This is a genomic window from Streptomyces caeruleatus (assembly GCF_001514235.1).
GTDB lineage: Bacteria > Actinomycetota > Actinomycetes > Streptomycetales > Streptomycetaceae > Streptomyces > Streptomyces caeruleatus.
On sequence record NZ_KQ948924.1, the window covers coordinates 466059 to 478882 of the forward strand.

At 69.6% G+C, this 12824-nt stretch carries 8 protein-coding genes, 1 tRNA gene and 3 pseudogenes; 6 read left to right on the forward strand and 6 right to left on the reverse strand.

The window, feature by feature from the left end; translation table 11 throughout:
• Window positions 1-66: 66 nt before the first annotated feature.
• Window positions 67-348: pseudogene (locus AQJ67_RS44625) on the reverse strand (transposase); the annotation flags it as partial.
• Between the two features lie 395 nt (window positions 349-743).
• Here AQJ67_RS44625 and AQJ67_RS02090 point away from each other — a divergent pair.
• Window positions 744-2013, forward strand: a pseudogene (locus tag AQJ67_RS02090) (IS110 family RNA-guided transposase).
• 5 nt (window positions 2014-2018) lie between these two features.
• Here AQJ67_RS02090 and AQJ67_RS02095 read toward each other — a convergent pair.
• Window positions 2019-2390: pseudogene (locus AQJ67_RS02095) on the reverse strand (transposase family protein); the annotation flags it as partial.
• 52 nt (window positions 2391-2442) lie between these two features.
• Window positions 2443-2949, reverse strand: coding sequence for a DinB family protein (locus AQJ67_RS02100; protein ID WP_062716212.1), 507 nt, complete (start codon window positions 2947-2949; stop codon window positions 2443-2445).
• A gap of 873 nt (window positions 2950-3822) precedes the next feature.
• Here AQJ67_RS02100 and AQJ67_RS50590 point away from each other — a divergent pair.
• Window positions 3823-5229 (forward strand): site-specific integrase, encoded by a 1407-nt coding sequence (locus AQJ67_RS50590; protein WP_425264133.1) that lies wholly within the window; start codon window positions 3823-3825, stop codon window positions 5227-5229.
• Here AQJ67_RS50590 and AQJ67_RS02110 read toward each other — a convergent pair.
• A tRNA-Pro gene (locus AQJ67_RS02110) sits at window positions 5195-5268 on the reverse strand. The two genes, AQJ67_RS50590 and AQJ67_RS02110, sit on opposite strands and share 35 nt — an antisense overlap.
• Window positions 5269-5379: 111 nt before the next feature.
• Between AQJ67_RS02110 and AQJ67_RS02115 the strand changes: the two genes are divergently transcribed.
• The 4 genes from AQJ67_RS02115 to AQJ67_RS02130 all read left to right on the forward strand — a co-directional run bounded on the left by AQJ67_RS02115 (window position 5380) and on the right by AQJ67_RS02130 (window position 10651).
• Window positions 5380-5901, forward strand: a complete 522-nt coding sequence (locus AQJ67_RS02115; protein WP_062716213.1) for a DUF309 domain-containing protein — start codon at window positions 5380-5382, stop codon at window positions 5899-5901.
• Between the two features lie 129 nt (window positions 5902-6030).
• Window positions 6031-6804, forward strand: a complete 774-nt coding sequence (gene cobF / locus AQJ67_RS02120; RefSeq protein ID WP_062716214.1) for a precorrin-6A synthase (deacetylating) — start codon at window positions 6031-6033, stop codon at window positions 6802-6804.
• Between the two features lie 164 nt (window positions 6805-6968).
• Window positions 6969-9050, forward strand: a complete 2082-nt coding sequence (locus AQJ67_RS02125) for an MDR family MFS transporter (RefSeq protein ID WP_062716215.1) — start codon at window positions 6969-6971, stop codon at window positions 9048-9050.
• A gap of 134 nt (window positions 9051-9184) precedes the next feature.
• A complete protein-coding gene (locus AQJ67_RS02130; RefSeq protein ID WP_208614888.1) occupies window positions 9185-10651 on the forward strand; it encodes a hypothetical protein in 1467 nt (488 codons plus the stop codon).
• Between the two features lie 76 nt (window positions 10652-10727).
• On the opposite strand, the gene AQJ67_RS02135 is transcribed toward AQJ67_RS02130, so the two are convergent.
• Both AQJ67_RS02135 and AQJ67_RS02140 read right to left on the reverse strand, forming a co-directional pair.
• A complete protein-coding gene (locus tag AQJ67_RS02135) occupies window positions 10728-11501 on the reverse strand; it encodes a sulfite exporter TauE/SafE family protein (RefSeq protein WP_062716216.1) in 774 nt (257 codons plus the stop codon).
• Window positions 11502-11579: 78 nt separating this feature from the next.
• Window positions 11580-12767: a thiolase family protein gene (locus AQJ67_RS02140; RefSeq protein WP_062716217.1), complete on the reverse strand. Its 1188-nt coding sequence runs from the start codon at window positions 12765-12767 to the stop codon at window positions 11580-11582.
• Window positions 12768-12824: the final 57 nt, after the last annotated feature.

The following is a 12824-nucleotide window of genomic DNA, read 5'->3' on the forward strand; positions in this document are numbered from 1 at the left end:
GCTCTGCGCAGGCAGAGCAAATACCGTCCCTAATCCGGAAGTTGAGGCTTCTTCCACACCACAGGCGTGCTCGACGCGGGCGCGGACTTTGCGGTGGGAGGCGTTGTGTTCCTCCTTCCAGGCCGGGAGTTCGCTCTGGCCCTTCTCTCGGCGGTGTGGGATGACCAGGCCAGTGCCCCGGTAGCCGCCGTCCGGGATGACGGTGGTCATGCCGGCGGCGGCTTTCGCCCCGGACAGTTCCCATGCCTTGCAGTCGTTGCGGTTGCCGGGTAGCGGTCGGCCGACGGCGACGACCAGACGGGTGTCGGCATCCATGACCACCTGGTGATTGGTCGAGTACCGGTAGTTCTAATAGCTCATCGGTGAGCCTGCGCGCGTGAGCGCAAGGGCTGCCGAGCGAGGTGGAAGCCTGCCTCACTTCCGGGACGAGATCCCCGTGGTCAGACCGGCTCTGCCTCGCGCCTGCCCTACCGGGCGGAGACCTTCGGTAGTTCCGGGACCTTTGATCTCTTGTCTAAGACCGGTCCCGCCCGGCAGGAGCGGATCAGGTTTCATGTGCCAGCCCGCCGGCAGGGGCCGACCTCTCAGCAGTTCGCGAGCCCAGAGCTCTCCAGCAGACCGAGGTCCCTGCCGGTCGCTGGAGACACGAACGGCTCATGAGATGGCGTGCCCCGAGCATTTCTATGGGAGCGCCGCGTGCTCCGCCCGGAAGCGACGTGTACGACGAGACGGAGGTAGAAAGGTTGAGCGCGATTTTCTGCGGCATCGACTGGGCGGAGGGGCACCACGACATAGCCCTGGTCGACCAGGACGGCAGCCAGTTGGCCAAGTTGCGGATCAGCGACGACTGCGCCGGCTTCCACGCCCTGCTGGAACTACTGGCCCGCCATGGCGACAACGTCGAGAACCTGATCCCGATCGCCATCGAGACTCCCCGTGGGCTGCTGGTCGCCTCTCTGCGAGCCACCGGCCGCAAGGTCTATGCGATCAACCCCTTGGCCGCCGCGCGCTACCGCGACCGCGGCAGCGTCTCCCGGGCCAAGTCCGACGCCGCTGACGCGCGGGTACTGGCCAACATTCTCCGCACCGACCGGCACGCCCATCGCCCACTGCCCACTGCCCACAGACAGCGAAGCCGGGCAGGCCATCGCCGTCCTCGCCCGCGCCCACCAGGACGCGATCTGGGATCGACAGCAGATGGTCAACCGGCTCCGCTCCCACCTGCGCGAGTACTACCCGGCCGCCCTCACCGCCTTCCACGGATCGGGCAAAGTGGGACTCGACTCCGCACACGCACGCGCGGTTCTTGCGGCCGCCCCCACCCCGGCCGCCGCGGCCAGACTCACCCGCAGCCAGCTGCGCGCACTCCTCACACGAGCGGGTCGCCTGCGTCGCGGCATTGATACGGAGGTTGAACGGCTCCGGGAGATCTTCCGCGCGGAACACCTCCACCAACTGCCCCTGGTCGAAAAGGCCATGGGGCACCAGACATCGGCACTCATTCAGCAGGTCAACGCTGCCTGCAGCAGTGGCACCGACCTCGCGGCGGCGACAGAGGAAGCGTTCCTCGCGCACCCGGACGCCGACATCATCACCAGCTTCCCGGGTCTGTCCGTGCTCTCCGGGGCTCGAGTGTTGGCCGAGATCGGCGACGACCGCTCCCGGTTCGCGGACGCGAGGGCGGTCAAGGCATACGCCGGCGCGGCACCCGTGACACGGGCGTCAGGCCGCAGCCACGTCGTCGTGGCCCGGACCGTCAAGAACCAACGACTTGCCGGCGTTGGCTACATGTGGGCCTTTGCCACACTCCGCACTGACGCTCCACGCGCCCATTACGACAGGCGACGAGCTGGTGGAGAACGCCACACCGCCGCACTGCGGAACCTGTTCAACAAGCTCCTGGGCTGCCTCTACCACTGCCTGCAGAACCGAACGACATACGACCCCGACCGAGCCTTCCCAGCCCCTTGCCCCTCGCCGCCTGAGCGCGGACTTGACCTCTCAACGACATGAGATGTCTTCGACTGCTCGGCGATAGTGTGGTCACGGGTGGGGACCAGGGTGCCGTCCACGATCAACACGGTGCCCTTGCGGAACCGCTTTCACTGCTGGAGCGCGAGCGCGGGGCCGAGGTGGTCGACGATGCGGTCAGCGGCCGACTTCGACACCCCGAACAGCGGTGCCAGCTGCCGCAGTGTGAGGTTGGTACGCCAGTACGCGGCGACCAGCAGGACCCGGTCCTCCAGCGGCAGGCTGCACGGCCGGCCCTTGTGCACCGGGTCCGCACCTTCGCGCCACAACGCGGTGACGAGCTTGCCGAACTGACGCGGACTCAGCCCGGCGAACGGAGCTATCCAGGAGGGCTCCGACGCCGTGATCACAGCAACCATGATGTGATCATCTCGTGGTGCTCGTGAGGTGGGGCCCGTGACGCTCCCCTGACTACTCGCCGACGGTTCCGTCGATCGCTTCGCGCAGCAGGTCAGCGTGGCCGTTGTGGCGTGCGTACTCCTCGATCATGTGGGTGAGGACGTAGCGGAGCGAGATGATCTCGCCACGGAATTCGACGGTGTCGTCGAGGGAGTTGAAGGATGAGGCGACAGCGCGGGCACGGGCGCACTCCTCGCGCCAGACCGTGAACGCCTCACCGACGTCGGCGTCCTCGACATGAAACTCGGCGAACGTGCCGTCGATCTTGCCGGGCCAAGGCATCTTGACGTCCTCGACGTTCATGATCCAGCGGAACCAGCTCCGCTCAACGGAGGCCACGTGCCGCACCAGGCCCAGGAGCGTGAGCCCCGAGGTCGGGATCGCCTTCTGCTTCAGCTGCTCGCTGGTCAGGCCCGCGCACTTCAGGGCCAGGGTCGCCCGCTGGTAGTCGAGGAACGAGGTGAGCGACGCACGGTCGTCGGCCACCTTCGAGGGGTAAGTGCGCTCGTCATCGTTCACCAGGTGATCATGGCAACGATCCGCTCTCGCAGGCCACCGCAGGTCCGCAGAGTGGACACCGATGCCCGCCTGCCCGATCGATGCTGAGGCCGGAGATCAATTGCGGGACAACCTTTAGCACGCCCCACCGACCACGCTCGGGACCATTCCCTGGGGAGAATCTGGGGAGTATGAGCAGCACTGGGGAGCGGGTGGGGCGAATCGACTGCGTAAGCGGGCGCGAGCGTGAAAGGCCCAGAAAGACGGATCAGCCAAGGCAAGAGGCGTTCCCAGCAACATCACCGCACCCATGAGGGCCGGGCTCGTCAAGCCCGCAGTGGGTCCGTGACCTCGGCTTTTTGGTGTGACGGAAGTCCCGTCTACTGCCATCCGACGCGGCGGCAACATAGCCCGGAAACGCCGGTTAGCCAAACCGGCGTTTCCAGAGACGATTAATGCACCAACGTCCGCACCCGAGCACAACCACAGATCGAAGCGATGATGAAGGCGCGTCGCCGCTGCCTGCCGAAATTTCGCCGCGCGTTCTCCGTTCGCGAACTGTGCTGTCCGTCTCTGGACTCTTCCGCAGATCCGTCTAGTGTTCCGTACTCCCCGGAGAACAGCCGCACTTGCCCAATGAACCAATAGCCGCCATTGCCAACGCCGAACCGCATCGCGAGAAGGAGGCACCAGCGAACCCTGCAGCCGCTCACAATCACGCCGTCTCACCTGATATCCAAGCGCTTCTCCTCACCAGCGCCTGGTATTCAACCAGTGACCTCGCTGCCTGCCTGAGAGTCGACGCCTCTACCCTGCGCCGCTGGCGCACCACCCAGCCACCCCAGGGGCCACCGTTCGTCACGGTCTCGGAACGCGTCGTCATGTACAGCGCCCTTGACGTCGAGGAATGGCTGCGCCACCGACGTACCGTCCCGAGCAAGGGACTTAATGGCCGATAAGATCAACATTCCTGTCGGTGTCCGACTCTCGACCGATATCGAGTACCGTCCTGACCGCCCCACTCCGTATCGGGCGCGTGTGCGGTGGACCGATCCGACCAGCAAGCGCCGCCAGTCACTGTCCGAGGGAAAGGACAGCGAAGAAGAGGCTCAGGAATGGCTCCAGACCATCATCGAGGCCGCACAGGCCGGCCTGAGCCCGTCGCTGGCCACCATGAAGCTCGCCGAATACGGCGAAGCGAACATGGCACTCGCCCTGCGCGGCCTGGAGTTGAAAACGCTGGACCCCTACCTGGCGGGGTGGCGGATGCGCGTGGTCCCCGCCCTGGGCCACCTCGCGGTGCGGATGATCACCAATGGTGTCGTCGACCGCACCGTGCAGAACTGGATCGCCGACGAGCACAGCCGCTCCACGGTGAAGAACACCATCGCCGTCCTGGTCCGCGTCATGGAGCAGGCAGTCCGTGACGGCATCATCAAGGTCAACCCCGCCCGGGTGACCGGCTGGCAGAAGCTCTACAAGCAGGCCGAGGACGAACTCCTCGACCCACGAGCGCTGGCCCTGCCCGACTGGGAGACCCTCGTCGTCCTGGCCAATGCGCTCGTTACTGCCTCCCACGACCAGTACCGCGGCTGGGGAGACGTGGTCGTCTTCGCCGCGTGCACCGCCGCACGGATCGGCGAGGTCTCAGGCTGCCGTGTCGGGGACATCGACACCACCCAGTGGATCTGGACCGTGCGGCGCCAGACCACTCCCGCACCCGGCGGGCTGACCGACAAGGGCACCAAGGGCAAGCGGGCCCGCAAAGTCCCCATCGTCGAGGAGATCCGTCCCCTCGTCGCCCAGCGCGTCCTGTCCGCCGGCCCGAATCCCGATGCCCCGCCTGTTCACCGGCCCGCGCGGCGGACGCATCTCCACCGCCGTCCTACGCGACGCCACACACTGGGACGACGTGGTCACCAACCTCGGCTACGAGCACCTACGCCGCCACGACCTCCGGCACACCGGACTGACCTGGTTCGCCGACGCCGGAGTCCAGGTACACGTCCTGCGACGCATCGCCGGCCACGGCTCCCTGACCACCACCCAGCGCTACCTGCACCCGGACGTACACAAGATCACGGCCGCCGGGGCGGCGCTCTCCGCACACCTCAGCGTGCTCCGCGCACCACGCTCGCTGCCGAGCCCGATCGTCGTGACCCGCTGACCTGGGTCAAGGGCGCCGGTCCCCAACTGGTCCCCAGGAATGATCAAGGGCCGGTTTCGGACACCTCCGAAACCGGCCCTGACCTGCGACTGTCTCCAGTCGGGACGACAGGATTTGAACCTGCGACCCCTTGACCCCCAGTCAAGTGCGCTACCAAGCTGCGCCACGTCCCGATGCGACTCACGCGGTGAACCGCGTGATCACGCGAAGAGCACTTTACCTCACGGCGACGACCGCTCCGAGGGGGGCGTCCGGCGAGGGACGGGGCGATGGACAATCGGTGTATGGGCAACGCATCGTCAGGACGGCAGACCGACGCACGGGACCGCGACAGCGAGGGGCGGGCGCGCAACGCGCGACCCCGGGACGGCCTCGGGCGCCCGTTGCCGTACGGCGCGGACGGCGTCGACCGCCAGCCCGAGGGCGTCCTGCGCACCCCGGAGCAGAGCGTCACCGAGGCGCAGGAGCTGCTGGACGCGGGGAAGCCGTTCCACGCTCACGAGGTCTTCGAGGACGCCTGGAAGTCGGGGCCGGAGCGGGAGCGGGCGCTGTGGCGCGGGCTGGCCCAGCTCGCGGTGGGCCTCACGCACTCGGCCCGGGGCAATGTGACGGGTGGGGCGAGGCTGCTGCGGCGGGGTGCCGGGGCCGTGGAGGAGTGGGCGTCCGGTGCCGGGGCGTCACGGCCGTACGGGATGGATGTCGCGGGGCTGGTCGGATGGGCGCGAGAGCTGGCCGGGGTCGTGGAGGAGAGCGGCGAGGCCGTGGACGCGCGGGGGTCGGCGCCCAGGCTGCGCGGAGGAGCCTAGGCCCTCGTAGCGGAGCCGCTTGGGTCTTTGGCCGGTGCGGCGAGGCTGCGTGCCGGGCGCCGCGGGTGCTGTGCGGGACTTCAAAACACCCCCTAGGGCGTTGTCAGTGGCGTGGGGCAGACTCGGGGCGTGCGAAAGATTCATGTCGTCGGGATCGGGGCGGGCGACCCCGAGCAGCTGACTCTCCAGGCGGTCGGGGCGCTGCGGAGTACGGACGTGTTCTTCGTCCTCGACAAGGGCGAGGTGAAGTCGGACCTCACGCGGCTGCGCCGGGACATGCTGGACACGCATCTGCCGCAGGGGTCGTACCGGGTCGTCGAGGCACGGGATCCCGAGCGGGACCGGTCGGCCGGGGGTGGGGCGTACGCGGGTGCCGTGGCGGACTGGCGCAGTGCGCGGGCCGGGATCTACGAGCGGCTGATCGCCGAGGAGCTGGGCGAGGACGAGACCGGCGCGTTCCTGGTGTGGGGCGATCCGGCGTTGTACGACAGCACGCTCGGGATCCTGGAGGAGGTCCTGGACCGGGGGGCGGTGGCGTTCGAGTACGACGTCGTGCCCGGCATCAGCAGCGTCTCCGCGCTGGCCGCCCGGCATCGGACGGGGCTCAACCGGGTCGCGCGGCCCGTGCAGATCACCACCGGGCGGCGACTGGCCGAGGGGTTCCCGGACGGGGTGGACGACGTCGTCGTGATGCTCGACGCCCAGCAGACCTTCCGGCGGTACGCCGACCAGGACGTCGACATCTACTGGGGCGCCTACGTCGGCACTCCGGACGAGATCCTCGTCTCGGGCCCGATCGCCGAGGCCGCGCCCCGTATCGAGCGGCTGCGCGCCGAGGCCCGGGAGCGCAAGGGCTGGATCATGGACACGTATCTGCTGCGGCGGAATCCGAGGGACCGGTGATGCCGAAGGGCCGGTAGGGCGAGAGGCCGTTGAGGCGAGGGGTGGTACGGCGAGGGCCGGTACGGCCAGGGCGGTACGGCGTAACCCGGTCGTACGCGGCCGTACGACACCCGGCCGGACCGTTCCCGCATGCGGCACCGGCCCGCCGCTGTGATCGTGGCCCCGTGACGCTCGCCGAGGAATCCGTCCCGTCCGCCGCCTCCCAGCCGCCCGTCCTGGACCGGCGTCGGCGCAATGTCGTCTTCGTGACGATCATGCTGGGGATGCTGCTCGCGGCCCTCGACCAGACGATCGTGGGTACGGCGCTGCCGACGATCGTGTCGGACCTGGGCGGTGCCGAGCACATGTCGTGGGTGGTGACGTCCTATCTGCTGGCGGAGACCGTGGCGACGGTCCTGGTCGGCAAGTTCGGCGACATGTTCGGCCGCAAGGTGGTCTTCCAGGTCTCCGCGATCGTGTTCATCACGGGTTCGTTCCTGTGCGGTCTGGCCTCCAACATGACGCTGCTGATCCTCTGGCGGGCGATGCAGGGCGTGGGCGCCGGCGGTCTGATGGTGACGGCGATGGCGTTGATCGCGGACGTCATCCCGCTCCGCGAACGCGGCAAGTACCAGGGCGCGATCGGCGCGGTGTTCGGCGTGGCGACGGTGATCGGGCCGCTGCTCGGCGGCCTGTTCACCGACCACCTCACCTGGCGCTGGGCGTTCTACGTCAACGTCCCGATCGCGATCCTGGTGGTCGTCGCGGCCGCCCGGACCATCCCGGTCGTGAAGTCGGCGGCCCGGCCGGTCATCGACTACCTGGGCATCGCGCTCGTCGCGGTCGGCGCCAGCGCGCTGATCCTGGCGACGAGTTGGGGCGGCAACGAGTACGCCTGGGGCTCCGGCGTCGTCATCGGGCTCTTCGTCGGCGGCGCGGTGGCGCTGGGCCTGTTCTGCTGGGCGGAGACACGGGCGCGGGAACCCATGCTGCCGATGCGGCTGTTCGCCAACCCCGTCTTCGCGGTCTGCTCCGTCCTCAGCTTCATCGTCGGCTTCGCCATGCTCGGCGCGATGACGTATCTGCCGACCTATCTCCAGTACGTCGACGGCGACTCGGCCACGCTCTCCGGGGTGCGGACGCTGCCGATGGTGGCGGGGCTGCTTATCGCGTCGGTGTTCAGCGGCAACGTGGTCAGCAAGACCGGCAAGTACCGGATCTTCCCGATCGTCGGCTCCCTGGTGATGGCGGTCGGGCTGTATCTGATGTCCCTGATGGGGCCGTCGTCCGGGTCCGGTCTCGAGTCGCTGTACATGTTCGTGCTCGGCACCGGCATTGGCCTGTGCATGCAGGTCCTGACGATCGCCGTGCAGAACACCGTCGACTACGCCGACCTCGGCACGGCGACCTCCGGCGTCACGTTCTTCCGTACGCTGGGCAGTTCGTTCGGTACGGCTGTCTTCGGCACGATCTACACGAACACGCTCACCCCCCGGCTCGCGGACGGCGTGGCGGCGGCCGCGCGAACGGACACCGGTCTGGACCCGGCCGCGCTCACCCGGGCGGCGACCAACCCGGAGGGGCTGCACCGGCTGCCGCCCGAGGCGGCCGCACCGATCGTCGAGGCGTACACCGACACGCTCCAGACCGTCTTCCTGTGGACGGTCCCGGTCGCGGCCGTCGGCTTCGTGGTCGCCCTGTTCCTCAAGCAGGTCCCGCTGCGCGACAGTGCGCGTATGGCGTCCACCGACATGGGTGACGGCTTCGCGTCGCCGCACGACGCCAACGCGCAGCGGGTGCTGGAGGCGTCCGTCGGCAAGATCATCGGCAGTGCGAGTCCCGAGACGGGACGGCGGATCATCGCGGACTCGGACACCCGACTCGACGTGGCGGGCGCCTGGGCGGTGATGCAGGTCGAGCTGCTGACCCGCCTGGTCGGCCACGCGAGCCTCGGTCTGATCGCGGCCCGGCGGCACATGCCGCCGGAGGTGCTGCTGCCGGTCTTCGACCGGATGGCCGCCGAGGGTTTTCTGACCCGCGACGGGTCGCTCCTCTCCCACACCGCGGCGGGCACCCGCGAGGCCCAGGTCATCGGCAAGGCGTGGGCCACCTGGCTGGAGCGACAGGTCCACGACGACATCGGCCGCCCGCCGGGCACCGACCTGCGCGCCGCCGTCCACACCATCGCCAAGCGTCTCCTAATCGAGGACCTGAGCAACGGGCTGCCGGAACACGGGAAGGCGCCGGCGCTCAGCGAGCCGCGCTGAGGCAACGGCTCCGGACTGCGGCCCGCGAACACTATGAACACAACGATCAGATCGTGGTTCCTCACCCCGTCCCTCCCTAGCATCACGGCGCACGGCTCGACGACGCGCCGACGAGAGGGACGAGGAGCAGCGTCTTGGACTGGACGAGAACCCCCACACTCATCCGCAGGTCTCTCCCCTCGGCCGCACGGCGGCGTACGACGCTCACCGCCGTCCTTGCCGGAGCCCTCGCCGTCGGTTTCCTCGTCGGCGCGTCGAACGCCCGCGGGGAGACGGCCGCACCGGCGCGCGCCGGATGCCCCACCGACCTTGCGGGCAAGGCGACTTGCTACACCGGCCGCGACACCGACGGCGCCTACTACGCGATAGCCGTGCCCGCCGACTGGAACGGCTCCCTCGTCGTGCACGCCCACGGCGGCCCCGACCTCGGCGCCGAGTCCGACCCCGCCCGCAGCCTCGACGATCTGGGCCGCTGGTCGGTGATGGTGAAGGAGGGCTACGCCTGGGCGGGTTCCTCGTACCGTCGCGGCGGCTACGGGACGCGGATGGCGGCGGCGGACACGGAGAGCGTGCGCCGGCTGTTCGTCGAGGAGTTCGGCGAGCCGCGGCGGACGTATGTACACGGTCAGTCGTGGGGCGGGAACGTCGCCGCGAAGGTCGTGGAGACGTATGGCCGGCAGAAGGGGGCCTACGACGGGGCGCTGCTCACCAACGGGGTCCTCGGCGGTGGCTCGCGGGGCTACGACTACCGCGTCGACCTGCGCGTCGTCTACCAGTACTACTGCGGCAACCACCCCCGCCCGACCGAGCCGCGGTACCCGTTGTGGCAGGGCCTGCGGGCCGGCTCGACCATGACGTCGGCCGGACTGCGCGCCCGGCTGCAGGAGTGCACGGGCTACGCGTCGGCGCCGCGGGAGCGGACCGCGCTCCAGCAGCGCAACCTGGCCGACATCCTGGCGGTCACGCGGCTCCCGGAGCGCACGCTGGAGTCGCATCTGCGGTTCGCGACGTTCACGTTCCGGGACATCGTGCACGACCGCCTCGGCGGCCGGAACCCGTTCGGCAACCAGGGTGTCCGCTACTCCGGGTCCCATGACGACGAGGCGCTCAACGCCGGCGTCGAGCGTTTCGCCGCCGACCCCACTGCCGTACGTGATCTGTCCTACGACAGCGATCTCACCGGCAAGGTCTCGATCCCGGTGCTGACCCTGCACGCCATCGACGACCCGACGGCGTTCGTGGAGCACGAGGCGGCCTACCGGGAGACGGTGCGCGGGGCTCGGCGGGACGGGCACCTGGTGCAGACGTTCACGCGGGAGAGCGAGCACAGTGAGCTGAGCGACGCCGAGTACGCCGCCTCTGTCGCGGCCCTGGACTCGTGGGTGCGCAAGGGCAGGAAGCCGACGGCCGGGTCGGTCGCGGCCTCGTGCGGGGCGTTCGACCGCACGTACGGCACCGGCTGCTTCTACGACCCGGAGTTCCGTCCGGCGCCGTATGCCTCGCGTGTCGAGCCGCGTCCGGGCGGGCTGCGGTGGCCCGCGATGACGGCGGCTCAGGAACGGGCGTGGAGCAGGATCGACGGGGTCGGGATCGCGCCCTGAGGGATGCGGGGCCGATCGACCGCGTCGGCCGCGTTCTTCGAGGCGGCGCCGGCCGGCTGCGCCGGAATCGAGCGAGTCAGCGCAGGAGTAGCTGGAGGCCGCCGACGACCGTCGCCGCGATGACCAACTGCTCGAACAACCGCTGGTTGATTCGGTTCACAGCCCATTTGCCGAGCAACGCACCGGGCACGACGAACAGCACGAGCGCGGCGTCGAGCAGCAGCGAGGAGCCGTCGATCAGGCCGAGCCCGGCGCTGAAGGGCACCTTGGAGACGTTGACGATCAGGAAGAAGAAGGCGGAGGTCCCCAGGAAGCCGAGCTTGCGGAAGCCGGCCGACAGCAGGTACATCGACATCACGGGGCCGCCGGCGTTGGCGACCATGGTGGTGAAGCCGCCGAGCACGCCGTACGAGCGGGCCTTGACCCGCCCGGCCCTGCTGGTCACCGAGTCCGGCTCCGCCTCCTGCTCGGCCGTGCGGCGGCGCCACACCGTCACGCCCGCCATCAGCAGCAGGATCGCGCCGATCGAGGTCCGTACGATCCCGTCGTCGGCCCACATCAGGAACAGCGTGCCGAAGACGACGCCGGCCGCGACCGCGGGGAACAGCCGCCACAGGGTGGGCCAGTGCGCGTGCCGACGGTAGGTGAGGACGGCGAGGACGTCCCCCGCGATCAGGATCGGCAGCAGCACTCCGGTGGAGGCGCGGGCGGGCAGCACGGCGGCGAAGATCGCGAGGCTGACCGTGTTGGCGCCGCTCACGGCCGTCTTGGAGAAGCCGACGAGCAGGGCCGCGAAGGCGAGCGCCGCGAACTCCCCACCGGTGATGTGCCAGAGAGTCATCGTGTCCATGCGGAGACCGATGCTATGCGCACCTAACCGGGGCCGTAAGGAGCGTCTCGCCAGTTGGGAGATTGCTCCGCCGGATCGCTAGTGCCTCTCCACCAGCACCGCACTCCCCTGCCCCACTCCCACACACATCGTCGCCAGCCCCCGCTCCGCTCCCGTCCGCCGCATCCGGTGCAGCAGCGTCGTGAGGATCCGCGCGCCCGAGCAGCCCAGCGGGTGCCCCAGTGCGATGGCGCCCCCGCTGGGGTTCACCAGCTCGGGGTCGATGCCGAGTGCGTCCACGCACGCAAGGGCCTGGGCCGCGAACGCCTCGTTGAACTCGGCCTCCTGGATGTCGCCGATCGCCCACTCGGCGCGGGCGAGGGCCTTGCGGGTGGCGGGGACGGGGCCGATGCCCATCACGTCGGGGTGGACGCCGGCCGAGGCGCCGGCGACATAGCGGCCGAGGGACTCGAGGCCGAGTTCGTTGAGCGCCTCCTCGCTGACCAGGAGCAGTCCGGCGGCGCCGTCGTTCATCGGGGAGGCGTTGCCCGCGGTGACCGTGCCGCCGTCCCGGAAGACGGGCTTCAGCCGGGCGAGCTTCTCGTACGAGGTGTCCTCACGGATGCACTCGTCACTGTCGACCAGCACCCCGTCGGGGCGCCGCACCGGGAGCAGTTCGTCGTCGAAGTGGCCGTCCTTGCGGGCGACGGCGGCCCGTTGGTGGCTGCGCAGCGCGAAGTCGTCCTGCCGCTCGCGCGGGACGCCGTAGCGCTCGGCGACCTCCTCGGCCGTCTCGCCCATGGACAGCAGGCCGTGCAGTTCCCGCATCGCCGGGTTGACCAGGCGCCAGCCGAGCCGGGTGTCGGCGGTCTCGATGCGGTGGGGCAGCGCCTCGTCCGGGCGGGGCAGGACGAAGGGAGCGCGGCTCATCGACTCGGAGCCGCCGGCGAGGACGATGTCGGCCTCGCCGGCCGCGATGGTGCGGGCGGCCAGGGTGACCGCTTCGAGGCCGGAGGCGCACAGCCGGTTGACGGTCGCGCCGGGCACGGACTCCGGGAGGCCGGCGAGCAGCGCGGCCATGCGGGCGACGTTGCGGTTGTCCTCGCCGGCCTGGTTGGCGGCGCCCCAGTAGACGTCGTCGACCCGGGCCGGATCGAGCGCGGGCACGTCCGCGACGAGGCCGCGGATCACGGTCGCGGCGAGGTCGTCGGGGCGGACCGACGACAGCGCTCCGCGCAGTTTGCCGAGGGGGGTGCGGCGGGCGGCCGCGAAGTGGACGGGACGCACGACAGGACTCCTGACCGGACCGTACGGATCGGCACCGTGCCGACACCGAATTAATTA